This is a genomic window from Bradyrhizobium barranii subsp. barranii, assembly GCF_017565645.3.
GTDB classification, from domain to species: domain Bacteria; phylum Pseudomonadota; class Alphaproteobacteria; order Rhizobiales; family Xanthobacteraceae; genus Bradyrhizobium; species Bradyrhizobium barranii.
This window is the reverse complement of the sequence record NZ_CP086136.1, coordinates 7,300,672-7,318,025: the sequence shown is the minus strand read 5'-3', so window position 1 is coordinate 7,318,025 and position 17,354 is coordinate 7,300,672. Positions and strand designations below refer to the sequence as shown.

The 17,354-nt window shown below is 61.3% G+C and carries 12 protein-coding genes and 1 pseudogene; 11 read left to right on the top strand and 2 right to left on the bottom strand.

Annotated elements, in window-relative coordinates; translation table 11 throughout:
* Positions 1-14 precede the first annotated feature (14 nt).
* A pseudogene (locus J4G43_RS35740) lies at positions 15-251 on the bottom strand (acyltransferase family protein); the annotation flags it as partial.
* 234 nt (positions 252-485) lie between these two features.
* On the opposite strand from J4G43_RS35740, the gene J4G43_RS35735 reads away from it, so the two are divergent.
* The 7 genes from J4G43_RS35735 to J4G43_RS35705 all read left to right on the top strand — a co-directional run bounded on the left by J4G43_RS35735 (position 486) and on the right by J4G43_RS35705 (position 8,352).
* Entirely contained in the window at positions 486-1,718 is a 1,233-nt protein-coding gene (locus tag J4G43_RS35735; RefSeq protein ID WP_208087796.1) for a class I SAM-dependent methyltransferase, read from the top strand.
* Between the two features lie 83 nt (positions 1,719-1,801).
* The gene (locus J4G43_RS35730; RefSeq protein ID WP_208087795.1) at positions 1,802-2,776 is read left to right on the top strand and encodes a glycosyltransferase family 2 protein; all 975 of its coding nucleotides are present in this window, start codon (positions 1,802-1,804) and stop codon (positions 2,774-2,776) included.
* On the top strand, positions 2,773-3,237 hold the full coding sequence (locus J4G43_RS35725) for a GtrA family protein (RefSeq protein WP_038957506.1): 465 nt from the start codon (positions 2,773-2,775) through the stop codon (positions 3,235-3,237). The genes J4G43_RS35730 and J4G43_RS35725 overlap by 4 nt, the downstream gene beginning before the upstream one ends.
* Positions 3,135-3,968 carry a class I SAM-dependent methyltransferase gene (locus J4G43_RS35720; protein ID WP_208087794.1) on the top strand — a complete coding sequence of 278 codons (834 nt, stop codon included), beginning with the start codon at positions 3,135-3,137 and terminating at the stop codon, positions 3,966-3,968. Before J4G43_RS35725 ends, J4G43_RS35720 begins: the two co-directional genes overlap by 103 nt.
* Positions 3,969-4,032: 64 nt before the next feature.
* On the top strand, positions 4,033-4,995 hold the full coding sequence (locus J4G43_RS35715; RefSeq protein ID WP_157789145.1) for a Gfo/Idh/MocA family protein: 963 nt from the start codon (positions 4,033-4,035) through the stop codon (positions 4,993-4,995).
* Positions 4,996-5,195: 200 nt separating this feature from the next.
* Entirely contained in the window at positions 5,196-7,001 is a 1,806-nt protein-coding gene (locus tag J4G43_RS35710) for a hypothetical protein (RefSeq protein WP_208087793.1), read from the top strand.
* A 25-nt stretch (positions 7,002-7,026) separates the two neighbouring features.
* Positions 7,027-8,352: a hypothetical protein gene (locus tag J4G43_RS35705; protein ID WP_208087792.1), complete on the top strand. Its 1,326-nt coding sequence runs from the start codon at positions 7,027-7,029 to the stop codon at positions 8,350-8,352.
* A gap of 69 nt (positions 8,353-8,421) precedes the next feature.
* Here J4G43_RS35705 and J4G43_RS35700 read toward each other — a convergent pair whose 3' ends face one another.
* Positions 8,422-9,579, bottom strand: coding sequence for a hypothetical protein (locus J4G43_RS35700; RefSeq protein WP_208087791.1), 1,158 nt, complete (start codon positions 9,577-9,579; stop codon positions 8,422-8,424).
* A 671-nt stretch (positions 9,580-10,250) separates the two neighbouring features.
* Here J4G43_RS35700 and J4G43_RS35695 point away from each other — a divergent pair.
* The 4 genes from J4G43_RS35695 to J4G43_RS35680 are packed head-to-tail and all read left to right on the top strand — an operon-like array spanning position 10,251 to position 17,277.
* Positions 10,251-11,984 (top strand): glycosyltransferase, encoded by a 1,734-nt coding sequence (locus J4G43_RS35695; RefSeq protein ID WP_208087790.1) that lies wholly within the window; start codon positions 10,251-10,253, stop codon positions 11,982-11,984.
* Positions 11,985-12,015: 31 nt separating this feature from the next.
* Positions 12,016-14,058: an asparagine synthase (glutamine-hydrolyzing) gene (gene asnB, locus J4G43_RS35690; protein ID WP_225005302.1), complete on the top strand. Its 2,043-nt coding sequence runs from the start codon at positions 12,016-12,018 to the stop codon at positions 14,056-14,058.
* The gene (locus tag J4G43_RS35685) at positions 14,045-16,069 is read left to right on the top strand and encodes an alginate lyase family protein (protein ID WP_208070433.1); all 2,025 of its coding nucleotides are present in this window, start codon (positions 14,045-14,047) and stop codon (positions 16,067-16,069) included. Before asnB ends, J4G43_RS35685 begins: the two co-directional genes overlap by 14 nt.
* On the top strand, positions 16,057-17,277 hold the full coding sequence (locus J4G43_RS35680) for an oligosaccharide flippase family protein (RefSeq protein WP_208087788.1): 1,221 nt from the start codon (positions 16,057-16,059) through the stop codon (positions 17,275-17,277). The genes J4G43_RS35685 and J4G43_RS35680 overlap by 13 nt, the downstream gene beginning before the upstream one ends.
* Positions 17,278-17,354 lie beyond the last annotated feature (77 nt).

Here is a 17,354-nt window from a genome sequence, read left to right as displayed (position 1 = left end):
GGCGCACTCTTACGAATAAGACGGGCTAACAGCAATGCCGGAAACAGACGACGCGCCCTGCGCGCGTAAAAGCCCGCAAATGAAAAGTCATTTGCCAGAATGATGCCCGTGATCAAGAATCCAGAAATGACAAAGAAGATGTCAACTCCGACAAAACCGGCGGGGACAACTTCCGGAAAGGCATGAAAACCAAGGACCAGGAATACGGCGACCGCGCGTAACCCATCGATGTCGGGACGGTATATCGTCATAATCTCAACGCTGCTGCTGCCGATTCTTATAGCCCTAACATGCGTGGCGACGATAGGGACACGAAGAAGCGTGGCCAGCACTTGACTACCGGTCCTGTCGCGAGAAGCACTGGTTTCACTGGGCGGCGGTGGATATCAAATGGCACGTTTGCAATGTCGCGGACTTCACTTATAAGGCGACTTGCTTCCCCCCCCCCCCCCCCCCCCCCCCCCCCCCCCAATTTGGAACTATCCATGGCGCGTACAATCAAAGGTTGCGAGGTGTGCGGCGGGTCCGAACTCAAGGATGTTCTGGATCTTGGACGCCATCCGCTGTGCGACGATCTCGTGCCGGTCGGGAATCCGGCGATTCCTGAAACATATCCGATAGATATCGTCTTCTGTCCGACCTGTAAGACGGCTCACCAGGCGTATCAGGTTCCGAAACGGACGTTGTTTCCGAGTACGTACCACTACAGAGCACGGCACACCGCAGATGTGCTGAACGGAATGCGTCAGCTGGTGGAGCGATGCGAAAAGCAGGTCGGTTCACTTAAAGGTCTGTTGGTGCTCGACGTGGGGTGCAACGACGGCAGCCTGTTGTCGATCTTCAGGGAACGAGGCGCGAGAACCGTTGGCGTCGAGCCGACCGGCGCCGCCACAGACGCGAAACAGGCCGGCCACACGGTTTATCAGGACTACTTCGCGCCTTCGCTGGCTGAAAAGATTGCGGCAAGCGGTGGTCTGCCGGACATCATCACGTTCACCAATGTTTTCGCGCATATCGAGGATCTGCGCAGCGTTCTCTCGGCCGTCGGCGCGCTAATGGGGCCGAGCACGCTGCTGGTCATCGAGAACCACTATCTCGGCTCCGTGCTCGATCGATATCAATTCGATACCTTCTATCACGAGCATCCGCGCACCTATGGTTTGACGTCCTTCCGGTACATCGCCAAATCGCTTCAGGCTCGGATCGAGGCACTGGAGTTCCCGGCACGCTATGGCGGCAACATCCGCGTCATGATGCGGCGAGGCGACGGTGAGGAGCAGGCTGCTCCCGAACTCGCCAAGGTGGGGGCCGCGGAAGGCGGCTTCGAGCAGCGCCTGCTCGACATGGCGAAGCGGATACCTGCGTGGCAGAAGAGCAAGCGCGCCGAAATCGAAGCGGCCGTTTCTCGCCATGGTCCACTCGTCGGCAAGGCCTTTCCGGGCCGCGCGGCTATCCTGGTGAAGCTGCTCGATCTCGATCAGGCCACCCTGCAAGCGGTCTACGAGAAGCCAGGCTCGATGAAGATCGGAAACTACATCCCGGGCACCCGCGTCCCGATTCTTTCCGACAACGACTTCGACAAGCGCCCGAACCGGGATGTGCCGCTTCTCAATCTGGCCTGGCACATCTCCGGTGAAATTCACGGGTACATGCGCAAGCAGGGATATGACGGCCAGATCATCGACCTATTTTCGCCAGAGGAGTTTGAGCGGGCCTAGTGCTGCGCGCGACGGGAATGGCTTTGATGGCTGAGACGACGTCAGGGGTGAATGCCGAATCCGCAAATGGGGGACCTGACTCCTTGAGCAGGCCCCTCATTTCGATCATCGTTCCCGTGTTCAATGAAGAAGACAACGTCGATCGGACATATTCGGAGTTGAAGCGGGTTACGGCGGAGCTGAAGGACTATCAGTTCGAAATTCTGTTCACCGACAATCACTCCACCGACTCCACCTTCGGGAAGCTCTCCAGCATTGCCGCCCACGATCCGAGCGTGCGGATCGCCCGCTTTGCAAGGAATTTCGGTTTTCAGCAGTCCGTTCTGACCGGCTATCGGCTGGCGCGCGGAGCGGCCGCGATCCAGATCGACGCGGATCTTCAGGACCCGCCGTCGATGTTCGGTCCCTTTCTGCAAAAATGGCGCGAAGGCTTTGACGTCGTGGTCGGGGTACGCAGGAGCCGGAAAGAGACTTTGCTCCTGCGGCGCGCGAGGCGGGCCTATTACCGCTTCATGCGGCGGATTGGCGGGCCTCATCTCATTCCGGATGGTGGCGATTTCCGCCTGATTGACCGGTCCGTGATCGAGCGGCTCCGTCCGATTCACGAGCCGCATATGTATCTGCGCGGTCTCATTTCCTCGCTCGCCAGGCGCCAGACCGGCATTCCCTTCGATCGCGCTGCGCGGTTGCACAACGAGAGCAAGTTTCGATTTGGAAGCCTGGTGCGTCTGGCCATGGACGGCATCATCGCGCACTCGAGCCTGCCTCTGCGGGTATCGTTCTATATGGGCTTGGTGATCGCGCTGGCCGCTGTCCTGCTCGCGACTTTCTATCTCGTCGTCAGGTTGTTCTCTCACCAGATCGTTCCGCCGGGATTCACGACCACGCAGATCCTCATCCTGTTCGGGATTGGGTTGAACAGCCTTTTCCTCGGCGTGCTGGGTATCTATGTCGGGCGAATTTACGATCAGGTCCGGTTGCGGCCGCCGACGATCATTTCCGACCTGATCAATTTCGACGAGCAGATCGACAGCGTCGAACGGAATTTGCTCCGATGAACGGCACCGGCACCACGTCCGGCTTATTCGCACTGATGACGTCATCCTCCATGCGCCTGATCATGCGCTTTGGCGTGTCCGGCGTGACGACCACGCTCGCGTATTTCGTGCTTACGAACGCGTTCGTGCTTTCGCGCATGATGACGCCGGTCCTCTCGTCGGTGTGCGCGTACGTCATCTCGGTCGCCATCTCGTACCTGATGCAGAGCTGCTTCACCTTCCGGGTCGATGGCCATTCCTTCGACCAGGTTGCTCGCTTCGTGGTTATGTCCCTGGCCGGGCTTTTGGTTTCCTGGTGCGTGATGGCGCTTAGCGTCGACCTGCTGCATTGGCCCTATCTGACCGGTGCAATTGGCGTTTGCATGATCATACCCGTGCTGAATTTCTTCCTGCTGCGCGGCTGGGTGTTTGCCGTCCGCGGCAGGCGCGAGCAGACTGTTGCAACGGGAGAGTCGGAATGACCGAACAGAAGACCTCTCAGGTGACGCAGGCACAGGTCGCGACGGATTTTGACAACGTCGCCGGCGACTACGAGGACAAGATCAATTCGGCGCTTGCCTTTGCCGGGCGTGAGCACTCGTTCTACATCGACATCAAGCGCGAGCACATCTTGCGGCTCGGCAGAGAGCATTTTCCTGATCAGACAGAGCTGGATGTTCTGGACCTCGGCTGCGGGCTCGGCGCGTATCATCCCGGCCTCGAAGGAAAGTTCCGCGAACTGCACGGCATCGACGTATCGGCGCAGAGCGTCGAGCTTGCAGCGGCGCGGCATCCTTTCGTGCACTATTCGACGTTTGACGGAGCCCGACTGCCTTATCGCGACGGGCAATTCTCCATCGTGTTCACCGTATGCGTCATGCATCATGTGCCGCCGCCGCAATGGACGGGGTTCGTCGCGGAGATATTTCGCGTGACAAAGGCCGGCGGGCTGGTGCTCGTATTCGAGCACAATCCCTATAACCCGGCGACACAGTACATTGTGAAGACCTGCGACATCGACAAGGACGCGGTGTTGTTGCGGCCCGGGAAGCTGCGGCGAATGTTTGCGGACGCCGGCTTTGCCAAGGTCGAAACGAAAACGATCATTTCGGTGCCGCCCGCCGGCCAATTCCTCAGCCGCCTCGACTCGTTTTTGGGGCATCTTCCGTTCGGCGCCCAATACTACCTCAGCGGCGTGAAACCGCCGGCCTGAAGCGGGAGGGACGCATCTGACCACGATTGCTCTGCAACTGGCTGACTTCTGGCGCGCGGCGGCCTTGCCCATTCCGCTTGTGGTCGTTGGCGGCGGTCGCTGGGGCCGGACCTGGCTTTCGGTCGTCGTCGCCGCGCGCGGTTCTGCGGAAGGTGTCGTTCTGGCTGCCCGCAGCCAGCCCGATGAAGTGCGGACATGGGCCGCCGCGCGCTCCGAGCTCGCAGGCCTGACGGTGGTGGCTACGGTTGCCGAGGCCATGCTTGCCGATCGGCAACCGCAAGCGGCGATCATATCGAGCCGGCCACGCGATCACATACGCGACGGGATTGACGCGCTCGAACATGGTCTGCACGTTCTTGTCGAAAAGCCGGTCGGCGTCGATCCGGAAAGCGGACGGGCGCTGGTGGCAGCAGCTCAGCACAGGAAGCGTATTCTCGCGGTGGGCACGGAATTCGCCTACCTTCCGGCCTTTCATCAATTGTCTGAGGAATTCGCCGGCGCCGACGGCGCAGATATGACGCTGATATGGGAAGACGTCGAAAACGAAGTGCGACATGGCGCGACGAAGGCCCGGCACGAGGAGACGGGGTTGCTGTACGACTTGATGCCTCATGCCCTTTCGATCTTCCGGGTCTTTGCCCCGAAGGCCGGCCTTCGGATTGGCGCAGCGCAGGAAAGTCCGGATGGCTGTCGGGGACATATCGAATTCCGCGACGACCAGGGAGGGCGCCACGAATTTCGCTGTGACACCAGAGCGACAGCGCGTCGACGGCTGCTGGAGATCCGGACCAAATCCGGTCACGCGTCGGTCGACTTTAGCGGCGCCCATGGGCTGATGACGATCAACGGCCAGCCGCACGCGCTTGATCCGCGTATGTCGGTGATGGCCAGCACTTTGCGACTGGAGCTTGGAGCGTTCCTGTCTCAGGTGACGGGGGCGACGGACGCAGCGTTACCGGGGTGGGACGTCTCGGGCTTGCTTGCGGTGCAGGAGGACCTGAAACGGGCGCTCGCGGCCGGCAGCTGACCGGTTCTTCGCCCCACGGCTTGCGATTTATGGATGCGAATGTGCTAAGTTCGGTGAAAGGGCCCATGCACGAGGCAATCACTGCAGAAGGGGCGAACTGAGCGATCGTCCGCATTCGCCTCCGACGTTCTTGCCTTCAATTGGAAGTCGACGTGACAAAGAACCGTCCATTGCCTTGCGCTTTGTCGCGAGCTGACTTGTTGGCAGCCGGCCTGGTCGCGACCTTCGTCGGACTCCTGGGGCTTTGGCCGCACCTGCAATTCGCCAGCGAGATTGGCGAGTTTCGGTACTTTCACGGTGCCTATGATGAGGACACCTACGTTCTGAGCTGGTTGCTGGGAACGTTGAGGTCGACGCGCGCGCTGTCCGGCTTTGCGCTCAGCGCCATTTATCGCATCTGCGGATCCTCGCTGGACGCGACGCTGGCTGCATCGGATTTTGTGTTTCCGTTCCTGGCGAGCTGCGCCGCCTATTTCGCCGTCAGTCAGGTCGTGTCGAGCCGCTCCGCGAGGGTGCTGGCGGCACTGCTGCTCGTTTTTGCGAATGACATGTTTTCGCTGGGCAATCTGATTCTCTGGACGTCGGGCCAGTTCAATATCTCGCGGTTTTCCCAGATCGTGGGGTTGGTGCACCCCAGGCTTGTCCCGTCCTATGAGACGAGCTTTCTCGCAATCCTCAGGACGCCGGAGCCGCAGGTCAGCTTTGTGCTCATGTTCCTGAGCCTCGGGCTTCTCGCGCGTTTCGCCGTCGTCACCGGACTCCGAGAACGGGCAGCTCTTGTGGCCGCGGTCATAACCTTGTCGCTGCTTCCGATCGGGTACACGTTCGTGACGCTGCCGGTGGCGACTATCGCCGCCGGATTCCTGCTAGTGCAGGGATATTTCAGGCAGATCTCGGCCATCCCGATTGCAGCCGGTTTGCTCGGAGCGGCACTGGTGTCGCTCAGTGCGGTCTATTGGGATCACAATGGCGGTCAGACAACGTCGGGCATGCTCGCCGGCCTTACCTACCCGACGCGTTTGCCGATCATAACGCCTGCGGTTATAGGCAGCCTCGTCTTCAGCGCCGCCTTTGGCTTCTGGATGATCTTGCGAGGATGCAGGGAGCCGCTGGCTTTTCTGACCTTGGGTTGTCTGGCCATCCCCCTGGTGTTGAGCAATCAGCAGATCGTAACCGGCGTGATGTTCAGCGCTCGGGATTGGGAGCGCACGGTCAGCTATCCGGTACTCCTGTTCGGCGTTGTCGCTGCCCTTTCCGTCATCGCGCCGTCTTACACCAGGCGGCTGTCGCTTCCTGCACCGGTGCTGTGGATATGTTCGGCTCTCATTGTTCTCGTCGTCGTGCGGGCGGAGCGGACCGCGTTCTCGACCTGGCGGGCCTACAACATGGAGTCCATCGCCATCGTCCGGGCGTTGCAGGCTGTCGACACCGATACGGCGAGCCGGGCGAGCCTGGTATTGGATGACGCGGGTATTGCGCCGATGCTGCAGGTCAGAACGAACAATCGCTACGATGTCGTTCTGACTTTCTACCGGGTTGCCATGAGCTTCATTCCGAACATGGAGCCGGAGGCCAGGAGCGCCGATCCCAGCCACTACGAGAATGAGCTGTTCGAGCACTGGTTCCGGACGGACGTGAATCCCGAGACGGCAGAGCAGTTGCTGAGCGCAGAGATCCAGCAGCGGGCCGGACCAAATCTCAGCTACCTGTTCAGCTTTCGCGATGCATGGTATCCGGCGAGCGACAATCGTAGGGTGCGTCAGGCAGAGCTCGCGCAAAGTGTCGGTCCGATCATCGAACGCTATCGGGGGTATCTCTCGTCACCTGCACGATGCAAGGTCTTCGAACGTCCTGCACTGCGGGTACGAACGCGACCACCGCGCGAGATCGTGCCCGGGCCGAGAATCGATAATCAGTATATTGCGGAAGGCAGCGCCGGAGGCGCGATCGCCTACGTCTATCGTCAAAGCAGCCGCGAGCCGCAGTGCGGCGCCAGTCATCAATAGTGTATCTTGAAAGGGGGCTGAACCGTTGCGCGAGCTCATTGCACGACTGGACCGCCGGCCGATTCCGGTCACGCTGCTCCTGGCGGCTCTGATGCTTTTTTTCGTTCCGGCCTTCCTTCTTTCCCTGAACAAGGCTGGCAAGCTCGAGCATTCCTGGTCCTCTGCCGCCATATGGGTGAAAAGCGCCGATTGTGCGCGAACAACGAAGGCCATCCTAGCCATTTGTCAGGGGGAACGTCTCTTGCCTATCGCGGACCTCTCGGCGGGGGATGATCCAGGACCGCCTCTGGTTCTGGATCTCTATGCTGCCCTCAGCGGTACGGTCGTAACCGAAAACGACGTCTCGAGAGTGAATACGATCCTGAACTATGTCGGACTTGTAAGTCTGGCGGGTCTGCTTTTTCGTCTGCGGTTGCCGTTTCTGTCGTTTCTCGTCCTGACCGTCGGGGCCGTGATCGCCAACAAGCATCATTCGCTTGGGCCACATCCAGGCCACCTGGGTGTCGCCTGTCTGGTGGCATTGCTGCCGTTGGCGATTCTCGGAATTCCATCCACCGGCCCATCGCGCACCAGCTGGTGGCTATGGATGTTCGCCGGTCTGCTTGGTCTGGCTGTCGGAATGGTTTTCCGCGAGGCGATCGGGCTTATGGGGGTTGTGGCCGCTCTTCTCGCCCTTGGCGTCAGTTATTTTTGTTCACTCATGAAGATGCGGCATGTGGGGCTGGCCCATCTCGTCGTTGTCGTCACAACCGTTCTGACGATCTTGACGCCGTACTCCATCCTTCGCGCTCGCGATGCCGTCTTCGATATCGCGCCGTCCACCCGGATGGAGCAGCACGGGGCGTGGCACAATCTGTATATCGGTCTGGGTGTCGTCGAGAACCCGTTCGGAATCGTGTGGAACGATGACGACGGTGTCCGGGCCGTCAAGGAGGTCAGCCCCGGCACGCTGTATCTGTCGGCTGAATATTATTCGATACTGAAGCGGAAGTATTTCGAGATTGTCCTTCACCATCCGATCGAAGTGATCACGATCTATCTGAAGAAGGTGATGAAGGCGCTCACCACCTACAATATGATCTACCTTCTCATCGTCGTTTCTGGCGTTTTCGCCTGGGCGCGGCTTTCACTTGTGCGCTACTCTGCAGGCTGGTCTTCCTACGATGCGGTATTCAGCGTGAGTGCCGTGTTTGTTGCCACTTTTCTCGGGCAGGCGGCTCTTTTTCATTACGCCGAACTATATCTTTTTCCGGTGAAGATTTTTCTTGTCTTGCTGTTTGGCGTCATGGTTGAGATTCTTCTCACCCTGGCAAGAGCCGGCAGGTTCGAGCCGGCCAGCCGGCGGGCCTAGACTGCTACGAAGGTTCGTCCCGCTTCAACGATTTCGCCATGGCGAATCGAGCTTGGGCGCGACCGGGCCTCAAGGTTCGGCAGGACCGCCGAACAGCGTTCGCGGGGTCAAGTACCAGAGCAGGAACAGAAGCCAGAGGCCGTGGGTCAGTATCAGCGTCGAGAATGGGACGTTTGTGATGACCTGTGGCACGATGGCCGCGGATATGAGGATGAAGCGTTCCGACAGGCCTGCCGATAGCCGGTTGCCGAAACCAATGACCAGCCCGCAGGCGAATGTCACCAGGGGAGCTGCCCAAAGGCCGACGGATGCGATGCCCTCCGTGGCGAACAAGGAAGCATTGAGGAAACCCAGCGGGTAGGTGCTGTTCATCTCGACGGAGATTTGCTGTTTCAGTGCACAGCTAACGAAGGGCTTCAGGAGCCAGATCTGACAAAAATGGGTCAGCTCGTGCTGGGCGAAGTACTCGTTGTAGACATCCATTGCTACCGACGGAACGCTCAGCATTCTGGCATTGACGATGCCGAAATAGCGCCTCATCGGCTCGCCGATTGTGATGATGAGAAGCACGCCGGCGAGAACCGGCAGAAACAGGGACAGGATCGTTGCGATCCGTCCGAGGAATATCGAAAGCAGCGTCATGCAAAGCAGCCAAGCCGGCGTGAACAGCGCGATCTTGGTGAACGTGCTCGGATAAAATGAGATCGCGATGGCGAGCATCGCCGCTGCCATCCAGTATCGATGCCGCAGGGCGAAGCACGCATAGGCGAACGGGATCAGTACGGTCATGGTCGATGCGATGGCGTAGTTCAGCGCAGTCGGAAACTGCAGCTCGGCGCGATATTGGTAGATGTCGTTGATCGCGACGACGCGGAAGCCGTATGTGGCCGCTGCTATCGACGTTGCGAGACAGAACGCGACGATGACGTGGAGGATGCGTTCGAAGCTTCGCTCCGAGATCTCGAAAGGGCGGCCGATCCGGGGGGTGATGAGAAGGGCAGGCAGCAGGAAGGTCAGGCAAGACAAGCCCGCGGAGATACCTGCGGCGACATGGTCGTACTGAAGCTTCGAGAACGAGTTCAGCCAGAGAAAGCCGGCCACCATGGTGAACAGGTAGAATCCGCAGAGATAACCGAAGCTGAAGCGGGTAAAAACGAAGAGCGGAGCAATGAGGCAGAAGATCGCTGTCGCCGCTATCGCGTTTGTAAGTCCCGCCGGGTCGTACATCACATATTCCGATCGATAGAACGGAAATGATATGCGAAGTGAGGCGTCGCAGATTACGATATGAAGACAGATCAGAAGCCCGAGCAGTAGCGGACGCTTTTGGTCTCGATCGAACAGGCCGGCAAGCCCGCGATGCACTGAATTGACGGACTCGGCCATTACTCCCGATCTCACTTCAACAACCCCAGAGCAACGTATCCTGACAGCTAGGGAAGTTCAACGCGTGCGGCGGTTGAGGTGGTTTGCTGAAGACCTCGTCAACAGCCGCGCAAAGTTACCGGGCTCCGTCGGGATCACGGTCAGGATCTGCCGAACAGCACGGCCTGGTGCACTGGCATCGACGTGCGTCACGATATCCAGGCAATGGCGGGGCAGCTCAATTGCCTGGCGTCCGGCTGTTCGCACGATGGCTTGATGTGTCGTTTCGCCAGTACCAGCGATGGCGCGAGACAGTGCGTCTCGGCGACCAAGGGGGACGGTAAGCACGTGGACCGTATTCGCGGGGCTTTAGCGGGGGGGGGGGCGGGGTCTTCGGAGTCCCGGTAAAATGACGGGAACTGAATGGCTTGGGCCTGCGGCGCGCGAACCTTGCGGGAGGCTCCTGGGCGCTGGTCTTGACGCTCTATTGCTAGTATAGCCTGACCCAGATGTCCAACCCGTCCGCGAAACTAATGAGTCCTGACCTTTCCACAAGACCCAAGCTGATCGTCATGAGCTTCCATCCCGTGACGAGATCGTTTGCCGATCGAATCACGGAGGTCTGCGGACCGGTGGACAGCTACTATGACGCGGCGAACCTGCGCAAATTGTCGCCCGTCGCGGCGCTTCGGCAGTTGCGCAGTCTCCGTGCCGATAAGCTGGTCATCGCGCTGGAAAGCGAGGTTTCCACGGCGCTGATTGCACCGCTCTCGATCGCGGCTGCATTGACCCGGGTCGGCTCACTTGCGGTTGTCTGGCCCGATTTGCGGGTCGAGGCTCTCGGGCGGCTTGGCGGGCTGCAGAACTTGCTGCAGCTCGGCGTCGATACCCTATCGTCCCGCCGTGCTCTTGTCCGCCGTTTGCGCGAGGGAGAGGCGATGAGACGGTTGCCGATGCCCCGTCGGGTCCCACCCAGCGGCGGCGCGCGCATTCTCTATCTCGATGCCAACATCTCGCTTGGCGCGGCCGTCGGCGGCTCGGTCGGTCACACGGCGGGCGTCATCGGGGGATTTCTCGACAACGCCTTCGAGGTGGACTACGCAAGTCTCAAGTCGCTGCCCACGGATCGCGCAGGCGCGCGCTGGCTGAAGTTGCAGCCCGATGGGCTGCTTGCGATGCCGGCAGAGCTGAATTTCTATCCGTATGCGGAGGCGATCGAGAAAAGAATCGTTCCGCTGCACAGCTCCAATCCATGGTCGTTCATCTATCAACGATTTTCTCTGCACGATTTTACCGGGCCTCATCTGGGGCGCCGCTTGAACGTGCCGGTCGTCGTCGAATTCAACGGATCCGAGGCCTGGGCGTCCGCGAATTGGGGAACGCGGCTCCGCCTGCACGGGGCCGCAGAGAAAGCAGAAGCAGTCGCGCTGGAGGCTGCGGATTTGATCGTCACCGTTTCGGACGAGTTGGGGGATGAGCTGAAGCGGAGAGGAATTCCCGATAGCCGGATTCTCGTCTATCCCAACTGTGTCGATCCGGCCGCTTTTGATTCCACGAGATTCTCGACGGACGATCTCGCCGATCTGAAGCGGCAGCATGGCATCCCGAAAGATGCGCTGGTCGCCGGGTTCATCGGAACATTCGGGCAGTGGCATGGCATCGAGTTTCTCGCCGAATGCATCAGTGACCTCGCGCGCAACGACGCCGCCTGGCTCGAGCGGAGCAAGTTGCATTTCATGCTGGTGGGCGACGGTCTGAAGATGCCCGAGGTGCGTCGGCTGGTCGGACCACCCGAGATCACGCGCTTTGTCACGCTGACGGGCCTGGTGGCGCAATCGGAAGCCCCCAGATATCTGGCCTGCGCGGACCTGCTGCTCTCGCCTCACGTGCCGAACGCGGACGGCTCCGGATTTTTTGGATCGCCGACCAAATTGTTCGAGTATATGGCGATGGAGAAGGCGATCGTCGCATCGGCGCTCGGCCAGATCGAGGATGTCATCGCCGGACGCGGTGCCACGCGGCTGGGGGCGTTGCCGCCGGGGGCGGGAGCACCTTGCGGATTCCTTTACGAGCCGGGCAATGCGCAGGCCTTCAAGGACACATTGCGGCGGGTCGTGGACGACATGCCGGCGGCCGCCGGAGTGGCGAAGGCGGCCCGCGCCGAGGTCCTGAATCGCTATACCTGGAAGCGGCATGTCGATGCTATTCTCGCCGCGATGGCCCGTAACGGGTTGCTCGTGCGCCGGCCGGATCGCGACGCGGCATGATCTCGTCTCCGAACCAAGGGGATTGTTCTGAATGTGCGGAATAGTGGGTTTGCTATCTTACGGCGACGCCGGCAGGGTCGATCGTAGCGTCCTGGATCGCATGCGCGACGCCATGGCGCATCGCGGGCCGGACGGCGGAGACGGCTGGGTCTCGGACGACCGCAAAATCGGGCTCGGCCACCGCCGTCTCTCGATCGTCGACCTCAACGTCGCCGCGACGCAGCCGATGCGCAACGAGGACGGCACCGTCATCATCACCTTCAACGGTGAAATCTACAATCACGCCAAGCTCAGGCCTGAGCTCGTCGCCCGTGGGCACAAGTTCCGTACCGATCACAGCGACACAGAAGTGCTGGTGCACGGCTACGAGGAGTGGGGCCTCGACGGCCTGCTCGAGCGGATCGAGGGCGACTACGCCTTCGGGATCTGGGACGAGCGCAAGGGGCTGCTGTCGCTCGCGCGAGACCGCATCGGCGTCAAACCGCTCTATTTCGCCCGGATTAAGGGATGCTTCGCCTTCGCATCGGAGATGAAGGCGCTGGTTGAGCATCCCGACTTCGTGCGCGAGATCGACCCATACGCGATGTACCACTACCTTTCGTTCCTGACGACACCGGCGCCGCTGACGATGATGCGCGGCATCTACAAGCTGCCGGCCGGATGCAGCATGACGATCGATCGTTCCGGCAAGGCGACGATCTCGCGATACTGGGACGCGATGCCCGGACGCGGCATCGACCCGGGCGAGACCGCCAATCTTTCGGAGGCGGCGCTCGAGGAGTTCTACGTCAGCGGCATTCGCGACCGGCTCCGCGCCAGCGTGGAGAAGCGGATGATGTCGGACGTGCCGATGGGCGTGTTCCTGTCGGGCGGCGTCGATTCATCGACCAACGTGGCGTTGATGAGCGAATTCTCCAGCCGCCCCGTGGAGACCTTCACGATCGGATTCAGCGACTACAAGCATCTGAACGAATACGAGCAGGCCAATCAGATCGCACGTCAGTTCGGCACAAATCATCATGAGATTGGGATCAGCAAGAAGGACATGATCAACTACCTGCCGCAGATGCTGCACTCGCAGGACGAGCCGATCGCCGACTGGGTGTGCATCCCGCTCTATTTCGTCTCCAAGCTCGCGCACGACAACGGCATGAAGGTGGTCCAGGTCGGCGAAGGCTCGGACGAGCAGTTCTGCGGCTATTCGGGCTACATGACGTACCTGAAGATGTATCACAAATACTGGGCGCCGTTCCGCAAGTATCTGCCGCAGCCGGCACAGCGCCTTGCGGCGGGCACTGCCAATCTGCTTTCGGGGATTCATCCGAAGCTACCGGTCTATGCTGACGTCATCGATCGCGCGGCCCGAAGCCGCGAGCATTTCTGGTCCGGCGCGATGGTGTTCCCCGATCTGATGAAGAGCCAGCTCGTTGACTCCGCCGCCATCGCGGCCGCCAACGACGATCACGCGGACGCGGCGGGGTTGCTCGATCCCGAATATCTGAAGCTCGACAGCTTCAATATCGTCCGCAGCTTCATGGATCCCCTGGATGCCAAGTTCCCCAACCTTGATCCGCTGACGCGCATGATCCACAGCGAGTTCAGGCTGCGCTTGCCCGAGCTACTGCTGATGCGGGTCGACAAGATCGGTATGTCGGAGTCGCTGGAAGCTCGCGTCCCCTTCCTCGACCACAAGCTCGTCGAGTTCTCGATGGACATTCCCGAGGAATGGAAGACCAAGGGCGGCGAGCCGAAATATCTTCTGAAGAAGGCCGTCGAGGGCCTGATCCCCGACAACATCATCTATCGCAAGAAGATGGGCTTCGGCGCGCCGATGAGTGACTGGATGCGCAGCGATTTCGGCCGTGCGGTCCGGACGTCGGTGTTCTCTTCGGGGTTGATGCGGCGCGGCTTCCTGAATGCCTCCTATATCGAGAAGCTGTTCGACTGGCACTTCACCGGGCGGACCGATACCAGCCTGTATCTCTGGGCGATCTACAATCTGACCGCCTGGTATGATTTGTGGATAGATCGCAAGGCGGTCGATACGTCGCAGTTGTCCGATGCGGTTGCTTGACGCGGCGCGCCGCGCCAGGAGGATTCTCGGCAAATCTCCGACCTACGTTGCCAGCCGCGCCTGGCAGGAGGGGGAGCGCGAGCTCGACCGCTGGCTTGCGCCGATGCGGGAGCGAAGCCTCTCGCGCGGGCGGCTGCTTGCGATGGCGCGGGCCTCCTCCATCGATGAATTATGGACACGGCTGCGCCAGCGCCCGTATCCGGCCTGGACATCGGCGATGGATTCCGCGGCGCTCGACCGCGTCGAGCCGGGCGAGAGCGCGCGGATTCGCGACGCCGCACGCCTTGCTTGCGCACGAACAGTCGACCTGCTCGGGACCGGGCCGGTCGCGCTCGGCAGGCCGATCGACTGGGCCCGCGATTACCGGGTGGGGATGGGGTGGCCGGGAGGCTTCGCGCGATCGATCGACTACGTGAACCGCGATCGTCCCAGCGACGTCAAGGTGCCCTGGGAGATTTCACGACTGCAATGGCTGATTCCGGCGGGACAGGCCTACCTGCTGGATGCCGACGAGCAATATGCCGTCGCCGCCCGCGATATCCTGCAGGAGTGGATGGATGGCAATCCGCTCGGCTACACCGTGAACTGGTCCTGCACGATGGAAGCCGCGATGCGGCTCTTCATCTGGACCTGGCTGTTTCATGTATTCGCGAACAGCCCCTCGTGGCGCGACGAGGACTTTCGCGCGAAGTTTCTGGCCTGCCTTTACCTCCACGGCGACTTCACGCTGAGGCACATCGAGAAAGCCGATGTCAACGGCAACCACTACACCGCGGATCTTGCCGGCCTGGTGATGGCCGGCCACTTTTTCGGCGACGTGGGGAATGCCGGTCGCTGGCAAGATGCCGGCTGGCGAGGGCTGCAAGAGGAAATCGAAAAGCAGGTCTTCGCCGACGGGGTCGATTTCGAGGCGTCGGTGCCCTATCACCGGCTGGTCTGCGAACTCTTCGTGTGGCCGGCACTGTTCCGCAAGGCCTGCGGCGCCAGCCTGACGGACAGTTACGTCCAGCGGCTGCGCGCGATGGCGCGATTTGCCGCGGCCTATTCGCGCCCCGACGGCACCAGCCCGCTGTGGGGGGATGCCGACGACGCAAGAGCGTTGCCATTCGGTGGGCAGAAGCTCGGCGACCATCGCTATCTGGTCAGTCTGATTGCACTGGCATTCGGCGATAGCGATCTGGCGGCGCAAGCGGAGGGGCCTCGCTCCGAACTCGTCTGGGTGGTCGGACCCGACTTGGCCGCATCATTCGCGCCAGCCGTTCGCTCGCCGGCGTCGTCGATGGCATTCCCGCACGGCGGCGCGTATGTCATGCGCGCCGGGGATCATCACGTATTCATTGATTGCGGCCCGGTCGGCCTCGCCGGCCGCGGCGGCCACGGACACAACGACGCGCTGTCGTTTGAAGCCTGGCTCGCTGGCGCGCCGGTCGTCATCGACCGCGGCTCGTTCGTCTATACGGCCTCGTTCGAGAAGCGAAACGAGTTTCGTTCGACCTCGTCCCACAACACGCCCGGGATCGATGGCGCGGAGATGAACCGCTTCGACCCCGGCAATCTCTGGAACCTCCAGGACGATGCGCAGGCCGAATGCACGACTTGGCGGACCGGCGACGAGCAGGACCTGTTTGCCGGTAGGCATCAGGGCTACCGGCGCCTCGGCGTCGACGTTGCGCGGGAAATCAGCCTGGACAGGCGATCGGGCCGTGTCGAGATCGTCGATACCATCGACGGCGAAGGCGAACACGAGATCGCCGTACCTTTGCATCTGGCGCCTTCCGTCCGCGTCGACCGCAGCGGCGCCGCGGTCCGCCTTGCTTCAGCGGGACGTCTGTTCTCCCTTTCGGCATCTGGTGGCGGTTGGGAGCTGACCATCGAGCCCACGTTGATCTCGCCGAGCTACGGCGTTGTCGAGCCATCGCATCGGCTGGTGTGGCGCAGGCAGGGAGCCTTGCCGGCGAGGCTGGCGGTAACGATCATGCCGGACGGGAACGATACCTCGTGCCCTCCTTGATCCACACCTATGCTGAGATGCTGTTGGCGCGGGGCCTCGCTATCCTCGGCTCGTTCGGCGTGGCGATCCTGACGGCGCGCATGCTCGGTCCCGCCGAGCGCGGGCACTATTACTACATCGTGACGCTCGCTGCGATTGCCCTGCAGATCGCCTCCCTCGGCATTCAGTCGAGCAACACGTACTTGATTGCGCGGACGCCGGCGCTGCTCGCTCAGATCATGGCCAACTCGTTGTGGCTTGCGATCCTGGCCGGGGTTGCGGCGGCGGCGGGCGTCCTTGCAGTCGATCTGGCGATCGGCGGTTCCGAACAAAACGTCATGTTCGTCGCCATCGTGACGGCGCTGACACCGTCGCTGCTCCTGTTCCTTTACCTGTCCAACATCGCGGTCGCTCTTAATCGCCCCAGGACCTTCAACGGTCTGATCATCCTCAACGGCGTCGTTGCCATCGGTGCGGCGCTGCTCGCATGCTGGCTTGCTCCACGGCTTGGGGGCTTCCTGGTTGCTGCGGTCATCGCCTCGCTCGTCGCCTGCGTCGCCGCCTGGGCCGTCCTGGCGAAGGGCGTCGACATTCCGCGGCGCTTCGACTTCGGCCTGTTCCGGGACGGTATCGCATTTGCGCTGCGGGCTCATATCGCGACTCTGCTCGGCTTCGTCATGGGCCGCATGAGCGTCATGGTGCTCAGGCAATTCGGCGAGTTTGCGGATATCGGTTACTGGTCGATTGCGGCACAGATCGCCGACGCGTTGCTGATCCTGCCCTCGACGATCGGCCTTCTGCTGTTTCCCGCGCTCGTGCGTGCGAAAGGTGCGGCGCGAATGCAGCAGTACAAGGTCGCGTTGCTACAGATCACCTTGCTGATGGCGCTGGTCTGCACAGCCAGCGCCGTGCTGGCGAGCCCGATCGTCACAATCATATTCGGGAAAGCGTACGAGCCGGCCGTGGCCATCATCCTCGCGCTGCTTCCCGGTGTATTCTTCATCGGCGTCGCCTCCGCAGCCTCCCAGTTCCTGTCGGCGAGCGGATTTCCCTGGTCGCAGGTCATGGCCTGGCTCTGCGCGGCGACCCTGCAGGCCGCTCTCTCGGTTGCGCTGTTTGGACAGTTCGGTGCCGTTGGTCTGGCGTGGATTCAGAGTGCGAGTGCCGGATTTGTCTGTGTCTGGCTGCTTCTCAACAGCGTCAGGTCCGGCCTTTCCGCCGATCTCTGACGCAACGAATTGGAGCGAGGCACCTCGCCGCCGTCCCATCTTCCGGATGGCCCGCGGAACCGGCGCTCCAACTCCAA